Annotated in this window: 15 protein-coding genes; 7 read left to right on the top strand and 8 right to left on the bottom strand. The window is 48.5% G+C overall.

The window, feature by feature from the left end; translation table 11 throughout:
- Nucleotides 1–2: 2 nt before the first annotated feature.
- The 6 genes from QCL65_RS24610 to QCL65_RS24585 form a co-directional block, all read right to left on the bottom strand.
- Nucleotides 3–1,220, bottom strand: a complete 1,218-nt coding sequence (locus tag QCL65_RS24610) for an ATP-grasp domain-containing protein (RefSeq protein WP_407313586.1) — start codon at nucleotides 1,218–1,220, stop codon at nucleotides 3–5.
- 12 nt (nucleotides 1,221–1,232) lie between these two features.
- Complete coding sequence (locus QCL65_RS24605) at nucleotides 1,233–2,414, bottom strand: MFS transporter (protein ID WP_407313584.1); 1,182 nt, start codon at nucleotides 2,412–2,414, stop codon at nucleotides 1,233–1,235.
- 9 nt (nucleotides 2,415–2,423) lie between these two features.
- Nucleotides 2,424–2,738 (bottom strand): Rieske 2Fe-2S domain-containing protein, encoded by a 315-nt coding sequence (locus tag QCL65_RS24600; RefSeq protein ID WP_407313582.1) that lies wholly within the window; start codon nucleotides 2,736–2,738, stop codon nucleotides 2,424–2,426.
- A gap of 11 nt (nucleotides 2,739–2,749) precedes the next feature.
- Nucleotides 2,750–4,129, bottom strand: a complete 1,380-nt coding sequence (locus tag QCL65_RS24595) for an iron-containing redox enzyme family protein (protein ID WP_407313580.1) — start codon at nucleotides 4,127–4,129, stop codon at nucleotides 2,750–2,752.
- A 736-nt stretch (nucleotides 4,130–4,865) separates the two neighbouring features.
- Nucleotides 4,866–5,342 carry a toxin-activating lysine-acyltransferase gene (locus tag QCL65_RS24590; protein ID WP_407313578.1) on the bottom strand — a complete coding sequence of 159 codons (477 nt, stop codon included), beginning with the start codon at nucleotides 5,340–5,342 and terminating at the stop codon, nucleotides 4,866–4,868.
- The gene (locus QCL65_RS24585; RefSeq protein WP_407313576.1) at nucleotides 5,332–7,068 is read right to left on the bottom strand and encodes a hypothetical protein; all 1,737 of its coding nucleotides are present in this window, start codon (nucleotides 7,066–7,068) and stop codon (nucleotides 5,332–5,334) included. Before QCL65_RS24585 ends, QCL65_RS24590 begins: the two co-directional genes overlap by 11 nt.
- A gap of 278 nt (nucleotides 7,069–7,346) precedes the next feature.
- Here QCL65_RS24585 and QCL65_RS24580 point away from each other — a divergent pair, with 278 nt between their 5' ends.
- Nucleotides 7,347–7,592: a hypothetical protein gene (locus QCL65_RS24580; RefSeq protein ID WP_407313574.1), complete on the top strand. Its 246-nt coding sequence runs from the start codon at nucleotides 7,347–7,349 to the stop codon at nucleotides 7,590–7,592.
- Nucleotides 7,593–8,462: 870 nt separating this feature from the next.
- Nucleotides 8,463–8,750, top strand: a complete 288-nt coding sequence (locus QCL65_RS24575) for a hypothetical protein (protein WP_407313572.1) — start codon at nucleotides 8,463–8,465, stop codon at nucleotides 8,748–8,750.
- A gap of 1,255 nt (nucleotides 8,751–10,005) precedes the next feature.
- On the opposite strand, the gene QCL65_RS24570 is transcribed toward QCL65_RS24575, so the two are convergent.
- Nucleotides 10,006–10,215, bottom strand: a complete 210-nt coding sequence (locus QCL65_RS24570; protein ID WP_407313570.1) for a response regulator transcription factor — start codon at nucleotides 10,213–10,215, stop codon at nucleotides 10,006–10,008.
- A gap of 373 nt (nucleotides 10,216–10,588) precedes the next feature.
- On the opposite strand from QCL65_RS24570, the gene QCL65_RS24565 reads away from it, so the two are divergent.
- The 5 genes from QCL65_RS24565 to QCL65_RS24545 all read left to right on the top strand — a co-directional run bounded on the left by QCL65_RS24565 (nucleotide 10,589) and on the right by QCL65_RS24545 (nucleotide 17,661).
- On the top strand, nucleotides 10,589–11,722 hold the full coding sequence (locus QCL65_RS24565) for an HlyD family secretion protein (RefSeq protein WP_407313568.1): 1,134 nt from the start codon (nucleotides 10,589–10,591) through the stop codon (nucleotides 11,720–11,722).
- Nucleotides 11,723–11,732: 10 nt separating this feature from the next.
- A complete protein-coding gene (locus QCL65_RS24560; RefSeq protein WP_407313566.1) occupies nucleotides 11,733–13,859 on the top strand; it encodes a peptidase domain-containing ABC transporter in 2,127 nt (708 codons plus the stop codon).
- Nucleotides 13,860–14,051: 192 nt separating this feature from the next.
- A complete protein-coding gene (locus QCL65_RS24555; protein ID WP_407317014.1) occupies nucleotides 14,052–15,284 on the top strand; it encodes a TolC family protein in 1,233 nt (410 codons plus the stop codon).
- A 65-nt stretch (nucleotides 15,285–15,349) separates the two neighbouring features.
- The gene (locus tag QCL65_RS24550; protein ID WP_407313564.1) at nucleotides 15,350–16,435 is read left to right on the top strand and encodes an SbmA/BacA-like family transporter; all 1,086 of its coding nucleotides are present in this window, start codon (nucleotides 15,350–15,352) and stop codon (nucleotides 16,433–16,435) included.
- Between the two features lie 53 nt (nucleotides 16,436–16,488).
- Nucleotides 16,489–17,661, top strand: coding sequence for a cupin-like domain-containing protein (locus QCL65_RS24545; RefSeq protein ID WP_407313562.1), 1,173 nt, complete (start codon nucleotides 16,489–16,491; stop codon nucleotides 17,659–17,661).
- 120 nt (nucleotides 17,662–17,781) lie between these two features.
- Here the strand turns inward: QCL65_RS24545 and QCL65_RS24540 are convergent, their stop codons facing one another.
- Nucleotides 17,782–19,719, bottom strand: a complete 1,938-nt coding sequence (locus tag QCL65_RS24540; RefSeq protein WP_407313559.1) for an alkaline phosphatase family protein — start codon at nucleotides 19,717–19,719, stop codon at nucleotides 17,782–17,784.
- Nucleotides 19,720–19,741 lie beyond the last annotated feature (22 nt).

The following is a 19,741-nucleotide window of genomic DNA, read 5'->3' as shown; positions in this document are numbered from 1 at the left end:
AGTTAACGCCATAGGTAGTTGCGTAGATGGGCAGCACTGATATCCAACTGTTGCTCAGAGGGGTGCTGTAGCCAGAACAGCCCAGGGCAGGTGGCCAGATCGACGGTGATAGGGGTGGTATCGCCTGGGCGAATAAAGTACCGGTGGCCGCCGTAGGCAGGGTCTGCCCTTACCTGTGCCAGCGCCTCGGGCGAGGGTGCTACAAACGGGCGGCTTTGGTCAGAGCAGAAGAAAGCGATCCGCCCGTGGCGGGTCTGGGTCACCGCATCGGCCTGGGGTTTTTGCCGGCCGAGGTAGCCGTCGATGGCCAGCGATAGCAAGTCGGGTTGATACACCTGCTGGAACAGCTGGGGTGCGATGCCGCCATGCAGGCGTCCACCGGCTTCGATCATCACCGGGCCGGCTTCAGCCCAGATGATTTCCATGTGAATAGGGCCCACCTGAATGCTGAGCGCCGCCGCGGCCTGGCGGGCGTAATCGATGAGGGGTTGTAGCTCGGCAGATTGAGGGTCGAGGGTGTCCAGGCTTTCATAGACAAACTTGCTGCCGTTTTTATGCACTTTGGTGTATTTGCACACCGACGCCACGATATACGTGCCAGCGAAGGCAACCATGTCCACGACGTACTCAGGGCCCGCTACAAAAGGCTGCACAATGAAACCGAGGTTGGTCTCCCCCAGATCATTTTTTTGCTGCCAGGCCGCGTTGTTCAGTGCGGTCTCTACCTCGGCTTTACCCTGGGCAAAGACCACACCTTCGGTGGCAGCCGAGTTGAGCGGTTTCACCACATAGGTGCCCGTGTCTTCCAGGGTGGCAACCACTTCGGCAATACGCGACGGCGAACTCAGTAGGGTCGAAGCAATGTTGGCCAGTTGATGATCTTTCAACGCTTGCTGCATGGAGAACTTGTTGCGTCGCAGGTCGCTGGTGATGCGCGTATTGCCGGGGATACCAAGGATTTCAGTCAGGTAGTCGGTGAGGTAAATCGCGGTTTCGCACCCGGCGATCACGGCCGTCAGGGGCAAGTGTTCGAGGGTCATCAATAAGGCTTCTTCCCAGTAATAAACCTCCTGGAAATTATCTTCTATCAGGTCACTGCTGAAGTGATCGGGCAAGTTGCGAGTGGAGATTATCGCGATGCATCGCACTCCCTGGGCGTTGAGCAAGGGCGCGTAGAGTTTGCCCGTGGAGAAGGGGTCGACGATCAGTACGGTTTGCAAGGCAAGCACTCCCTATTTTGCAGTGGCGGTAGCGGGGGCCGCTGGTGTGAGGCTCCACGCCAGCACGGCAGCGGCCAGTAGGGCTGCCGAGACAACCATCAACAGGCGTGCACCTTCCAGGCCGAGAAACCCTGCGGTGGTGAAGAACGTTAAGATCATGGGCGCCGAGCCGCTGACCAGCAGGTAGTAGAGCGAACTCTTGGCGGCGATGACGTCGGCTACTCGGGCGTTGGGGGCTGATTCAATCAGGGTCTTGCGCAATTGGATGCGCAGGCTGTTGATGCTGAAGCCCAGGACAAAGGCGGCCGCCATCATGATGTAAAGGTTCTGCCAATAAACAATGGCCACGTCGGCGACGATCACCAGCAAGATCGCGCCATAGCCATTGAGCCTCACCCGGGGCAACACCGCAGCACTGAAGGCGCCCAGGCCTGCCAGGCCACTGGCTACGCCGAACATCGTGGCGTTCCACTCATTGAGCTTCTGGAAAACGATCGGCACCAGGCTGTTGAATGCGCCGATATGGAAGCCAATCAGGCTCAACACGATGATCAAAATATAGAGGTTGCGCGGCAGGTGCAGCGCTTGGGTATTGCCTTGATCCGCTGCCTGCTCACGGGTGTCGGCATCGGGTGTAGCGCTCACGAAGAGCATGGCGGCCAGCGACAGGATCGCCGCCAAGCTGATGATCTGCAGGGTTTGATTGACTGAAAAGACGTCGACCACGACGCCACCCAGAAGGGCGCCCGCAAAAGCGCCGATCTGAATGGAAGTCTGCATGAAGCGCGCCGAAGTGTCGCTGGTGGTCAAACCGGCCAGCACCAACTTGGTGTTTTTCGACTCCAGGGTGCTGATGGTGAAGTAGTCAGTCACCCCCACCACAAAAGCAATCGCCAAAAAGCCAATAGGCAATAGCGCCGCATCGGTGAACGACAATAACAGCACGGCGGCAAACGCCGTGAGGCGGATGTACAACAGCCGTTTCATGCTGAGTTCGATCGTGACGAACTTGCCAATGTACTGTTCGCACAAGTAAGGCACGATGGTCGCCACACATAGCGTGGCGCCCACTAGAAACGTCGAACCGGTGGTCTCCAGGCCAAACCAGACCATCGCAATAACGATTGCCATGTCCAGGCCGGTGAAGAGGGTCACGATTGAGTAGAACGCGGTGAGTGTCGATTTAGCAGTCATGGCACACCCTCAATCGTAGCGAGAAATTTTAAGTAAAGGCACGCACCGCTCGGTGGCACCAATGACCGTACTGATCTGGTTTCTGACGCGAACTGTGGGCAGCGACTTCTTTTCCAGGTTGCAGACTTTGTAAGCTTTGTCGTGCCATGGGCAGATCACGCTTTGCCCATCGGCCGTGACCTCGCCCATGTGCAGGGGCCCACCACGGTGGGGGCAAGTGGTGGGCAGCAACTGAGTCGAATACTGGTGACGCTTGAGGAAGTACGTCTTTTGCGCCACGGCGATGTAGTTGGCTTGGCTGATGTTCAGGCTGATGGCTTTCATGGCTGGCTGGCTCAAAGGGCAGTAACGGTATAAGTGCAAGACTCGCTGGTGACATAGGTCCCGTGCAGCATGCCTTTAGGAATCACAACGCCTTCCCCGGCCTTCAGGTGTACGGTCAGTTCAGGGCTCGCCACGAAGTCCAACTCGCCCGATTCGACCCAGAACAGTTCGTCGTTGGGGTGAATGTGCAGCACCGACAGGGTGTGCTCAGCCTCGGTAATGGTCAGGTCTGCGGGTTTGTTGCCGTGTAGGGCGGCGGCTTGGGCGCGGTGCTCATCCATTTCGTCATGCCACTTGATGTGCGCATAGAGTTCTTCATCGGCGATGTCTTGAAGCAGCTTGAACTCTTCGAACCCGCGAATCAGATCAGGGATGATCTTGTTCCCGAACTGCTTGATCATCGGCAGGATCAGGCGTTGCAGGGCCATCCTGCCGTGGTGCACATCGATGTGGGAGTGCTCATCGAAATACTCGGTGGAAACACTGCCGTTGAAGATCGTCTTGATGGCGCGGGACTGATGCTGGGTGGTGAGCGCGAGCGTGGCTTCGGTGTAATACATGGCACCGATGTAGCGGAACAATTCGCCATGGTTAGCCGACACGTAATGGAAGTAGTTGGTCAGCGACAGCGAAGCGGGTGTATAGAACTGCCAGTAATGGTGCACGTGGTGCGACATGCCCATGTCTTTGAGCATGTCTTCAAAAATAGTGCTGTGCTTCTTTTTGTCGATGCCGTAACCGTACTCGTCGATCAAAATCTTGAACAACTCGCTGGTGTACACACCGCAGTTACCCAGCACGTTACGCGCCATGGCCGAGGCTTCACTGAGGAAATCCCCCGCGCACTGGGTCATGAAAAACTTGGCAGCCCGCTGCGGCTGACGGCTGCTGGTCAGCACTTCAAAAAGTTTGGACTCTGACTGGGCGACGTCCTCCAATACTTTGTCCGTATGGGCCACGAAAGAATCCAGGCACCAGGCCCCATTGATGTGGACCTCTTCCTTGAGCCAGTCGTAAACATAATGCTCAAGCAAAGGGCGGATTTTCTTGCCGCTGGCAGCCTGCTCAGGCGCGTAGAACGCTTTAAAGGCTTTGAGATCCAGGACCTGGGGCGATTTGGGTAAAAACACCAAATCCTGTTCATAAATATTCAATAACAGCCGCTGGGCTAACAAATGCTGGCTGTTGCAAAGCTGGTCGCTGGACAGGCGAGTAGTAATAATCGCATCGGTAACGTCCTGCGGGCGTGAAGGCCGCTGGTACGGGCTGCTGGTATAAAAACTACGCGGCTGCGCCAACGCATCGGCCGCGCAGTAGTGAGTCAGGGCTTCGGCATCCGCACTTAGTACAAAGCTGGCTGCATCATCCGAAAGCTTATTCGTCCATAACATGAGTAGCGCCTTTCAATAGGATCTTTCGACGGCGGGGATGTTATAGGGCTGGTTTTTTTTAAGACAGATTGAAAATAGTGCGCGCGGGTAGTGAAAATTACTAAATGGCTAGGGGGAATTTACAAGGGCGGCTAGTCTTGCGTAGACGGAAGGTCGTCATGGGAAGGCTTAGCTAAAATAGGAGCGCTTTTTTTGAGGAGCGATGTAGCCTTCAGATGAGTGTTCGATCGAAATCAGGAACGGTTAGCATGGCAGCGAACGGGTTGGTAGGCATAAAATGCGCTACCCAAAAATTTGCATGTGTTAAGCGCTCCGATAACGCTAATGCCGGCCTGCGTATCTAACTATTTTCATCATTAGCAATATGCTATTAACTCGTGCAGTTTTTGTGAAAGGTTTGGCAAGAAATATCTAAATTAATATTTCCTTGGGGCTGGGTATGAGCTATAAGTAAAAATTAATATGTGAGAAAAGTATTGATTTTCTTGTAGTACGCATAGAAAGCCATCCTAGAGGTACGAATGGGTAACAACATATTAAAATTTTTAGGTGCTGGTGGCTTAGGGGCACGGATATTTGAATTTTTGATGTTGTAGTGGTAGAGCTGCTGGATTTACTTGAGAGCCTTTCTCGCGGCGCTTCCTTTCCAGCTTGTAGTTTTCAGCAGATCACTGTATTGATCAAATATGATTGCTGGGTGATTTAAGAAGATGGTTAGTTTTTTTCTGCCATGAGGCTACGAGCCTGCGAGTGAAAAATTATATTGGAAAACTTTGCGCACTTTATATTCCGATGTTCTTCGTGCCCATTTAACCTGATAAACCCCCAAGCTATGAAAGAAAGATTGTAATTTTCGTGCCGCCTCCTTTACGCCACCATAAGGAAAAAAAAAGTCGATGATCCAGAACTGGCCTCCTTCATTCCATTCGGAAGGATGTAGTAAAAAATTTGTATCGTTTAGCAAGCGGTTCTCGGCATCAGATGCTAAATATGCCCAAGTCACATATCCAAAAGGGCTGCCAGTGCTATCAAATAAAAATACGATTTGATTGTGATCAATGGCTGGCGAAATCCAGTAGTTTAGCGTGCGTAGCTGGAGTTTTGATGAGCTACTGCACGCAAATAGAATCATATTTGCATAACCTAAAAGTGTAGCCTTCCGATTGACTTCACTGCTACCGCAGTTGGTGGAGAGAGAATAACTATTTTTCATCCAGTATACTCCAAATATCTCCGTAAAATAGAAGGGCGGAATTTATGGAGATATTTTCTTTTCCGAGTTTTTTCAGAGATTGCGCCGATAAAGTATACTTGTGCTTGTTTTGCAGTTCGTACATGCCAGAAGCAGGACAAAAGCTGATGCGGGTATTACTATCCAGCCAGAATGGGATAGATTGCTCCGATTCATTGGTTAGGTTCAACTCTGCGCTGAATATAACTTCTTCTAGCAGTGATTCAAATATTTCAACTCGTTTAGCGGGATTTTCTGAAGTGGCTTTCACTATACGTGACTCTAGCCCATGTAATACATTAGAACTTCGGTTCAGTCGAATCATATTAATCGCTAGTGACCGGGCAAAGTTTTTTCTTGAAATATTTTTTTTGTTTGCGTAATACGCTGATAGATCAAATAAACGATCGTAACTAGACTGTACTTCATGGGGAGGAACATCTGCCCGGAGCCATGAAAAATCTAAGGGCGCCAGACTTCCAGTTTTGTTTAAAAGCAGGTCACGGTATAAGCGTGTAACTTGGCGCTCATAGCCGTGCCAAATTTTTCCTAGATTGATCTCATTTACAACGAATGAATAATTTTCAAATATTTTTTTTAAGTGATTTGAGAAAGCTTCGAATTCTGGGCTATCAGTCAACTTTCTGAGCATCCAGAGTGGGAAGCCTGCTTGAGCGACATGTTGAATGCTAACTTCCATATCGTAGACCTTTACGAATTGGCTAAGAGTTAGGTTAAGAATTTTGGAGGATTCTTGACTGTCAAGAACATTATATTTAACTAAATAGTAACAAAGGCTTTGAAAGCTGTCTAATACGGGTAAGTACTCCGCATTGAATCGATCGATATCGATACGGTCACCATTTATTAGGTTCGTGAAAATTCTGGTGCCACTGAGATCTAGCCATTGGCCATCTATAGAGACATTAGAAGCACTGACATTATAATGAATGATATGTTTTGCACGAGCTGTGGCAAACTGTTTTGCATACCGGGTCGCTAGCCCAAAGAATCCATTCCTCAAGTTTTCTGTAGTACTGGTTTTGGTAAGAATAGTATCATTTGGTAAAAAATTTGCTAGTTTTTGAATGGTGGCTTTTACGCGCGTAGCGTCTTCTCCTAGTTTATTTAAATTCCGTTCTTTGAAGTAGGTAGCTCTTATAAAATGTGCTAGGCGTACTACCGGTTCCCTGACTAGTAGCCCGCGTGCTACAGAACATCCTCCAAACTCAAATTTTCTCCCGGTATCAAGCACGGCTACAGACCTGACGGCTCCATACGGCAAGACCAAGTGCAAGATTTCAGCCCAAATGCTTTCATACAACGCTGTTGTCAAGCTCAAATTTCCATCGGAATGAGTTTTTTCTGCATTCGAATCAACCAGCTCATTCGGACCTAAACCTTTCAGCTGCCATTCGCCATCGAAACCACAGCGTCCCCCCCCACCGTTCTTTAAAATTCCATCTCCACCATAGCGTTCGGCCATGAAATTCTTAACTCTTCCCTGTCGGTCAGCATCATCATTATCAGAAATCACAATAAAGCTATATTCGTCGAGTATATCTTCCAAACTTTTGGTTTTCATCAAGCTCTGATTTTTATAGACAACGCTACATCCTTGAATTTTTTTAGTTTCGAAACTGACGAAAATTTCTGACAGATGCGATAGCTGATTTTTTGTCATAAGAATAGCTAGTGGTGTTTTCAAGTAATCGATCAATAGGTTTTCGAACAAGCTATATGGTAGCGGCTTAGGTGTTTCAAGCGTTGTAATTAGTCGACATGTCGTCATTGACGAGATGCTAACTTTAATTTTAGCGATTCTCTACCCTACAGCTGTAGGGTGGCAGTAAGGCCCAGCATATGAGATTTTAGTTGTCGCATTAATAGTTTTCCTTGACGAAATTTGATTAATAGGATGCATGTCTTTGGAACTTGTAATAAAAAACACTACATGCGATAAATTATGTTTTATAAGGGGTGGGAATGAGTAGAAGCGTGGGAGTAATAGGAGCTATTGGATCCACTGTATCAATTTTTTTAATGGTGTACCACTTGAGTGAAGGTGAGGTTTTCTTTTCTTCAATAGCCAGCTTCATCGGCAGTGTAGTGGTATATTTTTATATGAGGCAACAGGCTCAAGAGATATCAGAATTGATGAAAAATCCGAGTGTTAGCACGTTTTTTAAAGCCCTTCTTGGTACTGGGTCATTTAAAAAGAGAGGTAAGTGAAGATGCGGGAGCTGACTGACGAAGAGATTTTTATGGTGAGTGGTGCAGTCAATACGGCGGACGCTGTGGTAGTTGGAGGCGCGCTTGGGGCAGGAGTCGGATTGTCGCTAGGTGCTTCCGCCGGAAATACTGGTGCGGCACTGTTGACGCAGGCTGGCCTCGGAAGTATGGCAGGGGGAGCAGTCGTTGCGGCAGGGGCTTTAGGCTGGGCCGCTGGAAACCTGATAAATGAACACACCCCAGTACAGAGTTGGATATCTAATGGTATAGATAGGTTAGGCGGATCAGGTGGAGCGGGAGGGTCGCTAGCAGCCTAATCAGTCCCAAAATTTGTTGTAAATTTAATAGTTCTAAGACTTTAGAACTCCATCCGCAAAGTGGGCTTTATCCATCACGTTGCATGATAAAGCCCTTCATCAAGAAAGTTGGTGTATTCGTCCTCATGCGCTTTTCTCTGTAAACTTGGGCTAAGAAATAGGTACCCAGATTCCATTCGATGGCGAGTATAACTAATCATTCAGCCTCTTGATAGCCGAAATCGTCCTGGGGTAGCGTACAGTTATTTCTGTCATGCGCGGGGGGAATTGTGCGACCAGGCGGCATCCTGCCATCAATTTCTTATAGTCATGCATATTCTCTCCCAGCCCATGATAGCGATTGTTCTTCCGCCATTACCAGTCATTATTATAAGTCCGTAGATATACATTGCGGATAATAATTAACTAAGCGTATATCAAGGCGCAGCCATCACTAGTTTGCTCTCGCGCCCCCGCTGTTTTGCGGGCGAGCATTAAAAATGCATAGCTATACGCTCCAGCATCAAATTGATGACGGTATCGCTGGCTAGGGCGGAAGGAGGCCTTTCCAGATATGAAACAGGAGCATGATTTATGGGTTGTCCGAATTTTACCAGCGGCCTCACATAGCACTAAAAAAATCGACGGTGAGATCCTAGTGCGCATGGTGGAGATGAAGATCGCTCATGATAAGTGGGAGCCGCAGAAGCTTCTTGAACTATTAAGAATCGAAAATCCTTCTATGGCCTCCCCAAGCACAACAGCACAACAGCTCAATGGATTGATCGGCTTAGGTGGACCAGTAAACGGCGTTTCAAGCGCCGGCACGGCGCTTCCACACAACTATGCGAGAGGCCAATAAAGGTTTCTAACCTAGTGCGCCGACTATAGACGGAATTAGAGATGTTCAATACGCAGTTTTGCTTTCCGCAGACCGTTACAGGCTATACCTCCCGATTAAGTTTTGCTTGAACACCCTGTTTTACAACCATGACTCAGCCTATAAGATAATCCCGTGAAAGGCTGTTTCAGGATCATAGCAAGCCCAAAAGTTATCTACTCGGCTAACGGAGGTCCTTTTGTTCCTCCAGGCCGGGCGAGGCTTGGGCTGTCGTTGTCAATATCTTAACGAAAAACATGGCCAGGGCCGGTGCGGTATGGTTACCGACTGATGCTTGATGGGTGCTCTAGGTGCTTTGCTAAAAAGCTTGGGGGGCGAGACATGTCGGAGAGCTTTGGCCCGTGGTCAACGAAAACGCTTCCACCTCAGATTAATTGAGCGAGATTTGATGATTTGCCAACCCGGATGATGGCCTCAATCGCTGTATGCAGTATTAGCCTCTTCCGGCACCAGTAAAAAAAGGGGGGCTTACGATCATGCTTTAGGCCGCAGTCGCAGTGGCCTGAGGAACAAAATAAAAGTGATCTGCGATGGCAACGGGGCACCTTAGCGCTTTCTGCTCTCCGGCAGTCAGGTGATAACATGAGCTACGCCCTGCCCTTGTGGAACGAGGTCAGCATTCCATAGAGCCAGCGTAGCCCCTGTAGATGGTTGCGCGTAGCCAGCGGCTAAAACACTAAAGCGCGACGCCGCGAATGCGACCAGTATCAGATGTAATTTGTGATCCCGCGGCACTCGATGAAGCGACAACTCAATCCTGGCTCACCAGGACCGTATGATCCACCCAAATACCGTTAGCGCAATATCGTTGTGCGCATGTTTGGCTGGGTGAAAGAGAACCCCCGAATCATAACGCGCCTGGACAAGCACGCGAAAAGTTATGCCGCTAAGGTCTCGTTGGCTTGCTCTATGCGGTGTTCGCGATATTCTTTTCCTACAGAGCCTACGCCGCCTCAACACTAACATTCTATTTATCACGTGCAAGATTTTTGATTGTTATATTCCGCCGTCGGATGATACCTACAAAATTAAAGAAAGCGTCTTACACGTTTCAAAATTATTTTTGGCAGAAAAAATTATCTCGAGGTCCTCCTGAGTCAATAAGCATAAGATGGCTATAGCGTACTGATGGGAAATACGCATTGAAAAACCAGCCCCCCCTACACCTGCAGGGCTAACAGAACGTATCGCCATGTGCGAAATTGGTATCAATTATTTACGAAGGCGAGTCCGCCATTTGAGCCTCAATTTTCGCAACTATCGCTGCTAGCTCTACGCGGTTTGCCGCGTTTAGTTTGCCACAGATCGTAGAAATGTGATCTCTTACCGTGTGGTTACTGATCCCAAGCCTTTGGCCAATTTGCTTATTAGTTAGCCCGCTAACTAGTAAATTCATCACATCGAGCTCTCGTTTGGTGACTTTCATTTTCTACCCTGGTTGATGTTCATTTAGAGTCTTACAAAGTAATTGTAGTAGAGCAAGCACTGTAACGATTTATATTATAAAGAAGTTATCATAGTGTTCGAAAAACGTGAGGCCATTTGCAGTGGGAAAAAATTGTAATCCCTGTTTGTAGGAAGCTTCTTGAAATGCGTTAAGACGAGTCTGACAAATAGTGCTTGGTCGATCTCTTGTGTTATCTAGAAACAGAGTAGGTTTGATGTCAAAAAAAAGGTTGTTTCGTTCTGAAGCATTGAGTTCTAGAGGCGCTCTATGGTTGGGCGAGGTTTTAATAGTTCGGCCAATATCATTTCGTCTATACACGATGCTTGCGGGGGGCGCGTTAGTTTCGCTAATCATGATGCTATTTCTTGGCAGTTATACAAAGCGCGTTACGCTTTCCGGGCAGTTGGTACCGTCCCAAGGCCTGGTAAAAATATATGCCAGGGGGAATGGCTCAATACTCGAGCGGTTTGTTGAAGAGGGCCAAGTGGTCAAGCAGGGAGAGCGGCTGGTTCGGTTATCCGGCGAGCGTCGTTCAGGGGATTTAAGCCACGTGCATGCAGGTGTTAGTGATCGCATAGGACAGCGAAGACTATCTCTTCGGAAGGAATTGTTAACACTCAAGCAGATTCAGGCTGAGGAGACGTCTGGTATTCAAAGCAAGCTAAAAAGTCTCAAGCATCAGTTAGAGGCATTAAGCGAGCAGATAGCGGACCAAAGAAGGCTGGTCCAACTGGCCGCGGACGCAAGCAATCGTTATCAAGGTCTCAGGGAAAAAGGTTACATATCGATCGACCAATTACAGCAACGCCAAGCGGAACTATTGGGTCAGCGGCAAAAGCTCCAGATGCTAGCTAGAGAGGCCCAGGTCCTAGATTACGAGTTTACAGAGCGGACACGTTATTGCTCGCAGCTTTCGGCTATACATCAAAATCAAGAAGCCGCTATTCAACGTGCGCTGCTCAATGTAGAGCAGGAGTTTATTGAAAGCGAGGCCCAGCGTACAGAAATAGTGATTGCTCCGCAGGCGGGTTTGGTAACGGCTATCTTAGCCGAGCCAGGTCAAACCATACACTATAATCGGCCGTTGATGACTGTTTTACCGGAAGGGTCTTCTCTCCTAGTTGAGCTATATGCTCCAGGTAGAGCTGTCGGATTTATTGACGTCGGGGATGTTGTGATGATGCGATATCACTCCTTCCCCTATCAAAAATTTGGTCAGCACGCCGGAAAGATCAAAAGCATTACAAAAATTGCTTTGTCTGCACATGAATTAGCTTCTGTGTCTGGAACCGTGCCCGGGCTCGAAGTTGGTGGGGAGCAAGTATATCAAGTTCGCGTTGAAATCGAGGACCAATTCGTGATGGCTAATGGAGAATCTCGTCCGCTTCGTGCTGGCATGTTGGTTGAAGCAGACATCTTGCAGGAAAGTCGCCATCTATATGAATGGGTGATCAATCCTATCTATAGTCTGACAGAAAAATTCTGAAGGAAATTAAATGAGTTACTTAGATTCGTTAGCGTTTCGGATTGGCCGACGGCTACCATTGATTCTCCAAACGGAAGCTACCGAATGTGGTTTGGCGTGCTTAGCAATGATCTCATGTTATCACGGATACCACGTATCACTTATGGATTTACGCCGTCAATTTAGTGTGTCCCTCAAAGGAATGAATCTGAAGCAGCTGATTACAACAGCTAAAATTCTCAAGCTGGGTACAAGATCTGTCAGGCTTGAGCTTGAAGATATAGGGAAGCTCAGCTTGCCGTGCATTTTGCACTGGAACTTCAACCACTTTGTTGTTCTAAAAGCCATACAGGGAGAGTATGTAGTCTTGCATGACCCCGCAAAAGGCAACTGTAAGTTAAGTCTATCTGAAGTCAGCCTATCTTTCACTGGTATAGCTGTTGAATTATGGACGGACAACGGTTTTGAAAAAAAGAAGGCCAAGTCGGAGATAAAAATTGCAGATATCGTAGGCAGAGTCCACGGACTATATCGGAGTTTAACGCAAGTGCTAATATTGGCGCTTGTGCTGGAGACCATGTCACTGATAGGTCCATTTTTTTTACAATGGATCTTCGACAATGTATTGATTACCCAGGATCGCGATCTGCTGCATATGTTAATAATAGGATTTTCTATATTATTAGTGATGCAGCAAGCGGTTAGTTTTACACTTGCTTTGGTCATGATTCACATGACTACCTTATTAAGTGTTCAGTGGCGTGCCAACGTATTTACTCATCTTCTCCGCTTACCCGTTCAGTATTTCGAAAAGCGCCATTTAGGTGACATCGTTTCAAGATTCGGCGCTATTGGCGAAATACAGAAAACACTGACGGCTGCTTTTTTTTCCACTCTGCTTGATGGATTAATGACCATAGCAACGCTCATTCTAATGTTTGCTTATAGTCCACCACTTTCACTGGTAAGTGTGGCCGCCATTGTTGCCTACGCAGCTTTTAGATGGGCATGGTACCTTCCATTACGCCGGGCAAGTGAGGAGCAAATCACTCATACTGCTCGACAAGAAAGTCATTTTTTCGAAACTGTACGAGGCATACGTACAATTAAGCTTTTTCAACGTGACGCTGAGAGGCGGTCAGTTTGGCTCGCGTTACTGGTCCAGCAGATCAACGCCGGTTTAAGAACCCACAAACTACAGCTGACATATACGCAATTGAATAGCTTGATTTTTGGCGCTGAAAGTATTATTGCAGTCGGGTTTGGTGCTTCAATGGTTATGAATAGTGAATTCACTGTCGGTGTGCTGATGGCATTTATAGCGTATAAAACTCAGTTTATGAGTCGTGTATCCAGTTTAATAGACAGCATTTTTGCACTTAATATGCTTAGATTACAGGCTGAGCGTTTGGCAGATATTGTTACCTCTCCCCCTGAAGATATCAAGGAGTTTGAAGATAGAGATCCTGCTCTCTTTGGCGATATTGATATAAAGGGTTTAAAGTATCGTTATTCGGCGCATGAAGATTATGTATTAAAGGGTATAGACCTGCATATTGCTTATGGGGAGTTAGTTGCGATCGCCGGCGCTTCTGGTAGTGGTAAAAGTACTCTCATTGGGCTGTTATTGGGGATCTTAACCCCTACGGAAGGAAAGATAAAAATAGCCGGTGAAGATCTCCGCCATTTAAATGTGAATAAATTTCGCAGCCAAATCGGCACCGTTATGCAAGATGATTGTCTTTTTGCTGGTTCACTTGCAGATAATATCGCTTTTTTTGATACTAGTCCTGACTTGGACTGGATCATAGAGTGTTCCCGGAAGGCCTCAATTCACGATGAAATTCAGGCACTGCCGATGGGTTACAATACACTCGTTGGGGATATGGGCACTGTTTTATCTGGGGGGCAGAAGCAGCGCGTGCTTCTGGCAAGGGCGCTCTATAAAAAACCGGACATTCTTATACTTGATGAGGCAACAAGTCATCTTGACCTAGCATGTGAGCGCCAAGTAAATCTTGCTCTGCAATCTCTTCAAATAACTAGGATTCTTGTTGCGCACCGCCCCGAGACTATAGCTACTGCAAATCGAGTGGTTTCGTTGCATGCTGGTCGAGTTGTGGATGATCGCGTCAATATGTCCGGCTGCGGACGTTAAAAAATGCTAAAGAAATTTATAACTCACATCACATGCTTTCTATACTTGGTCTATTCAAACTCTGTCGGAGCATCGGATGCTGCGGGCTCACTAACTCCGATTAGTATGTACAGTAGTGATATACATCGCTTTGGTAGTCTACCCATCGCTTGTCATAGCAATGTATTGCCGAAGGTCTTGACTTTGGAAGACGTGGTCGAACGAGTTTTTTGTAATGATCCTCAGGTTCGGCGGGGATTGGCTATTTCCAAAGCTCAAGCCGAAGCTGTTGAGGTCAGAAAGTCAGCTTATCTGCCACGCCTCGATGGCATCGTTGCTGTTACCGGTAGTGACAAGGACATCGCATACGATCAGCGGTATAACCTTTCTACACATGGGTATCTGCGGCAAATTCACAACCGACTGAGTTTGAGTTGGGTGCTATTTGACTTCGGTCACAGGGATGCGAATCTTAGAAATGCAAAACATTTACTCATTGCAGCAAACGCTGGCCAAGACAATCATCTGCAGGATGTGTTTTTACATGCTTCACAACTATTCTACGATACAGTTGCGGCACATCATAGATTTGTCGCGGCAAGCCAAGTTTCTGCCTACGCATCTGAATATCTTCAAGTGGCGACCGCTAAGTATGAATCAGGTGCGGCCGCGCTTTCAGATCGTCTCCAGGCCCAGACCGCTTATTCCCAGGCTCAAATTAACAGGGGCCATCACCAAAGAACACTCCTTAAAGCTAAGGGACTAATCGCGTTGCGCATGGGGCTCCCACCTGAAACTCCTTTAGAACTAGCGGTGAATTTACGCCGAAATCCAGGTATCAAATTTTCTGAAAGCGTCAATGAGCTCATCGAACAAGCCAAGCGAGATCATCCTTCCATGATTTTTGCAAATTCTGTAAGAGACGCCCAAAAAGCGGCCATTGAGGTGCAGCGTGCGGAGACAATGCCGAGAATTAATCTGAAAGTTAGTCATAGCAACGTCAGAACTGATCAATCTGTACAACCGAGTGGGAGGAGCTATATCCAAGATAATAGCATTAGCATTCAATTAATTATTCCTTTGTTTGATGGTTTCGAAGGGCGGTCTAACGCACGCGCTGCCCAAGCACGGCTGGAACAGCGCGAAGCCGAAATTTTAGGTCAAGAACTACAAGTTGCATTAGATGTCTGGTCAAATGTCCAAGATCTTAAATCTGCAACGGACTCGTTAGACGCCACAGATAAATGGGTAGAGTTTTCAAGTCAATCATTAAATATTGAACGGGGACGCTATCAGTCCGGAGTCGGCAGCATGATTGAGTTGTTAAATGCCTTGTCTGCCTCCTCTGCTGCCAATCAGGAACACATTGACACGATGAAAAACTGGCAAATCGCGCGTCTCCGACTTGGCTCTAGTTTGGGAAAGTTAGGCTTCTGGTCGATTTAGCGATACCACCAGTTAACCGAGATAATCTTACAAATGCTATGATGCATACTGCGGGTGAAGGATACATGGCGTATCGCAATAAAGTATCAAAAGTTGAAAGTAATTGTTTTTTTAAGTCTTTGATTCCTATCATCTCGCTCTATTGGGGCAGCCAAGAGCGTGCTTTTGCTTGGTTTGCAATTCTTACGTTGCTCGCTCTTTCGATCTTGGGGGTGGTATCAGCTCTGGCTATCAATGAATGGTATAAAAATTTTTACAATGCCATCCAAGATCGCGACGTGCGGGGCTTTTATAGTTTAATTGGGTTTTTTGTCGGGATTTCCATCTTTTGCGTCGCTAGGCTCGTTGCCGTTACTTACCTTGTCGATTTGCTTGCGCTCAAATGGAGGCGCTGGTTAACTCGCTATTATATTTCTAAATGGGGCTCTGCTTCCGCTCGGGCACATGAGATTGAATGGATTATTGACAACCCTGATCAGAGAATCGCAGAGGATATCAAGAAATTCACCTTTGAATCGTTAGATCTTTTGTGCGGGCTGATTTATACGGCTGTAAGCATCATCTCATTTAGCTTCGTATTAGTCGAAATTTCCGGCGAGGCTTCTGTATGGGGCGTTACGGTGCCGGCTCATATGTTTTGGGCTGCCATTCTATACGCTTTTTTCGGTACATATATTTGCCAAAGGATAGGCTCTAGTTTGGTTCTGTTAAGTAATGATCAACAACGATCTGAGGCTGATCTCCGATTTGAACTTGTCTCCTTTCGAAGTAATTCTCTAATGCAGCGTATAGAGAAAATAAACTGTTCTAGAAAGGCATCTGTTATGAAAAAATTAGAAGTGAGTCTCACGAACATGCGCCAGGTAATTATGGTTAAAAGTCGCTTGACCCTATTTAGCATAAGCTATAACAAGTTTTGCCTAATTTTCAGCAGCATGCTGGCAGTACCTCGGTTTTTTGCGGGCAGCCTAAGTTTTGGCGATATTATGCAGATAAATTCGGCTTTCGGCAATTTGTGCGAAAACCTGTGTTGGTTCATAAGTGCATACGAGCGATTAGCAGCGTGGAAAGCAACTACTCAGCGTTTGTTAGATATTGATAAAGTTTTGATTGAATGTTCAGGGGGGGCGGCTGCCTTGAACGATCATTAGAAATTATATTGTGCGCCGGATTTGTATATATTAAGGGTGGCTCGGAGTTAGATATGTGCTTAATAAACAAGGTTTCTGAATTGTTTTACAATGCTGATTTGGTAGGTGTTTCAGGAGTTTTTCAGTTTGTTTTTTCAGACTCTGATCGCTACTGGATAAATGCTCCCAAATCAAAGACTGCTCAGTGTGGTATGCATGCTTTCCCTGACGTTACTATCCACATACTGGAATATTTTTTTTACAAGGTGGTGCAAGGCGAAGCTGACATTGAGCAATTATTTTCTGAAGGTAGGTTGAAAATAGTTGGTGACCTTGGTCGGGCAACTTTAATTCCCGATCTGATACGGGCGATCGACAGAAAAAACTCTGGTGCGATTGAGGTCGTGATGAATAAGCGATATCCCGCATTGCCTCGTTTTAGTGAAGATGTATCAGAACGTTTAAGTTTTGACAATGGAGTCATGCGAATTCCAGCAGATGATTTGTCTCGTAAAGAATTTACTGTTAACCATCGTTTGAAAGGAATTCCAGTTGTAATTTCTCAAGGGCTGAGAGATTGGCCGTTATTCAGTATGTCGAGGGATTCTGTTCAAGAAATATTTTCGAATTTACAGGGTATTACTCGTCATGGTGCATATGTCGATAAGGCTTTCTCAACTGAGCGGGAGTTTAGGGTTTCTTCTATTTCAGAATTTATTGCAAATATTGATGACATGCCCCGTAAGAGTTCTGATGAGCTGCCAGCGTATATGGGTAATAATATTCTGCCTGAGAGGCTGATTGAATTCATCAAATTTCCTAATTTTTTTGATCGTTCTCTATATCACACGCCGCGCTTTTGGCTAGGCCCTGAAGGCACCCTTACTCCATTACACAGAGATGATGTCGACAACATTTTTGCCCAAGTGTGGGGAGAAAAATCGGTTCTCCTAGCAGCGCCTCACAATCGCGAGGCTCTGGGCTGTTGGTCAACGTCACTGAACGGCGGTTTGGAAGGCTGTGATTTCAAGCCCACAGCGCCCGACTATACCGCATTCCCTAAGGCGGAACAGGTCCTTTTTATTGAGGTTAATTTGAAACCAGGAGATATCCTTTTTTTGCCTGAAGGTTGGTTTCATGAGATCAAATCTCTAACCTCATCTTTATCAATCAACTTCTGGGTGAAATCAATGCGGACTTTAAGCGAGCAACTGAAATCTGAACGCGTAAAGGTCGATATTTTATGATATCTAATTGGTTGCAGTTATATTTTCTGTTCATATTGGGAGTTATCGCTCGCCAACCTGCAGTCCTGTCTGTTTTACCAGATTTGATAATTCATCCCGCTTTGTCCATACAGCAATCCTTTACCGCTCTAACGGCAAAAACTCCGTCGCCTCATGCCCATTCGCATTCAACTGAAAAATCCGACTCGGCTGCCCCTTTTCGTTAAAAAACACCTGCCCGACCCCCGAGCCGTTCCACAGGCGTTCGCCCGCCTCACGGGGTTGCGGTACGCGTGGTACGACTTCCATGCGTCGGCGTTTGGTGAGCCAGTTGAGCGGCGACCAAGGGGCGTAGAGCCAGCGGTTGAGGCGGTCGAAGGTCTCCAGCAGGCCACGAGGGAATTCGTTTTTGACGCCGCTGCTGGTGATCTGCCAGATGGTGGGGCCGCGTTCGCGGTAGCGGATCTTTACTTCATAGACGAATGAATAGTGTACGTCTCCGGACAGGATCACGTAGTCCCTTGGCGTACGGGAGTGTCGGAATATGTTCAGGATCACTTGGGCGGCGCCTCGGTGGGCCATCCAGTTTTCGGCGTCGACCATCAACGGCTGGCCGAACCAACTGAATACCTTTTGTACGGTTTCGATCAGTTTTACCCCGAAGATCGGCGCCGCAGACACCACGATGGCGGAAGGGTGGTCGAGCAATTTCTGCTGCAGTTCGCTCAGGGCTTCCCAATCGAGCAGGCCCGAGGGGCGTTTGAGGTTCAGTTCGCTGCGCCAGCGCCGGGTGCGGGTGTCGAGTACCACCAGGGAGGGGCTGGTCGGCAGCACGTACTCCCATTGGTGGAACTGCAGCAGGTCAGTGATCAGGTCGTCCTGCACGGGTTTGTCGAACCAGGTATCACGGCCGCTGGCGCTGAGCGCCTGAAGCTTGGCCAAGGGGGCACCGAATGCGTCGGGGTTATTGCCCCAGCCCTGGCACAACAGGTAGGCGATCAAGGCGTTGCCGATGATGCGCTTGGAGAAGGGGTGGCCGTAGGCGGTTTCTTCCCATTGCGCCGACAGGTTCCAGTCATCGGTGATGTCGTGGTCGTCGAAAATCATCAGGCACGGCAAGTGCGCAAGGGCGCGGGCCACGGCGCCCAGGCCGTCGCGGAAGCCGTCGATGCAAACGCTCTCTTCGGCGTAGCGAGCTTGCTGCTCGGGTGCCAAGGCGGGCGGTTGCGGCGCGATGAGTTGCCAGGGGGTTGGCGACCAGACCAACAGGTACATGGCCAGCACCTCGGCCAGGGTGACCAAGTGGTTGTCGGCACTGCTACTGGTGAAAATCGGTTTACGCGTGCCGCCGAAAAAACGCTCGCGTAGGGTATCGTTGCTTTTCAAAGCGGGCAGCAAGTCAGCGCGCCGGTAATAGCTGGCGGCGTGGGTATACAAGGCGGCGCTGTCGTCCACCACGGCACCTTCCAACTGCTCGTCGTACAGCCCGAGGCGCTCTATCAGGCAGTGGATGGCGCGTAGCATCGGCCCGGCCACATCGTCGGCATACACTTGGTCGCCGCTCATCATTAGCAGGGCCGGGCGCTGTTGCGGTTGCTCGCAGGCGGCGAGCAGGCGGTCGACGCAGAGCAGGCCGTCGGCTGCCGGGTGGTGCGGCTTGCGGCAAGAGCCATGGAGGATCTGGTCGATGCGCTCGCGCAGCACGAAGTTGGGCCGCTGTGCACCGTCATACAGCAAGTGAGGGGCCCACTGGGCGATGCCTTGCTGGCCTGGGCCGGGCTCATCGATTAGCAGGTCGTAACCGATGGACTGGTCGAAGGGCAGGGGAGCGCCCAATTTGACATCGACCAGGTGCACGAACGCGTGCACACCAATGGCAACCACCTGGCAATGTTCCTCATTGAGCGCGAAGGTCGCCACCTGTGCCCCGGGGCTATGCAACTGCAATTGCAGGCTCAAGCGCCTCGATGCCACCAGCCAGAGCACCACCCGTTGGGGTTCAAGGCGCCGTAGCAGTGGGCCCACCAGTACGGCGGGCAAGGGCGAGTGTAGAGCGGTGGCAGGGGCAAACGCAGACATCAGGACTTCGGGCTCTGAGCAT

Origin of the sequence: Pseudomonas sp. nanlin1, from assembly GCF_045571515.1 — a bacterium.
GTDB lineage: Bacteria > Pseudomonadota > Gammaproteobacteria > Pseudomonadales > Pseudomonadaceae > Aquipseudomonas.
The sequence above is the reverse complement of the archived record's forward strand: the minus strand, read 5'-3'. Positions and strand labels throughout refer to the sequence as shown.

Coding starts and splice junctions, on each gene's coding strand:
- QCL65_RS24540 (WP_407313559.1), bottom strand. CDS start 19,719: ATGTCTGCGTTTGCCCCTGCCACCGCTCTACACTCGCCCTTGCCCGCC.
- QCL65_RS24570 (WP_407313570.1), bottom strand. CDS start 10,215: ATGAAAGTCACCAAACGAGAGCTCGATGTGATGAATTTACTAGTTAGC.
- QCL65_RS24580 (WP_407313574.1), top strand. CDS start 7,347: ATGAGTAGAAGCGTGGGAGTAATAGGAGCTATTGGATCCACTGTATCA.
- QCL65_RS24545 (WP_407313562.1), top strand. CDS start 16,489: ATGTGCTTAATAAACAAGGTTTCTGAATTGTTTTACAATGCTGATTTG.
- QCL65_RS24600 (WP_407313582.1), bottom strand. CDS start 2,738: ATGAAAGCCATCAGCCTGAACATCAGCCAAGCCAACTACATCGCCGTG.
- QCL65_RS24605 (WP_407313584.1), bottom strand. CDS start 2,414: ATGACTGCTAAATCGACACTCACCGCGTTCTACTCAATCGTGACCCTC.
- QCL65_RS24560 (WP_407313566.1), top strand. CDS start 11,733: ATGAGTTACTTAGATTCGTTAGCGTTTCGGATTGGCCGACGGCTACCA.
- QCL65_RS24550 (WP_407313564.1), top strand. CDS start 15,350: ATGGCGTATCGCAATAAAGTATCAAAAGTTGAAAGTAATTGTTTTTTT.
- QCL65_RS24565 (WP_407313568.1), top strand. CDS start 10,589: ATGATGCTATTTCTTGGCAGTTATACAAAGCGCGTTACGCTTTCCGGG.
- QCL65_RS24575 (WP_407313572.1), top strand. CDS start 8,463: ATGAAACAGGAGCATGATTTATGGGTTGTCCGAATTTTACCAGCGGCC.
- QCL65_RS24590 (WP_407313578.1), bottom strand. CDS start 5,342: ATGAAAAATAGTTATTCTCTCTCCACCAACTGCGGTAGCAGTGAAGTC.
- QCL65_RS24595 (WP_407313580.1), bottom strand. CDS start 4,129: ATGTTATGGACGAATAAGCTTTCGGATGATGCAGCCAGCTTTGTACTA.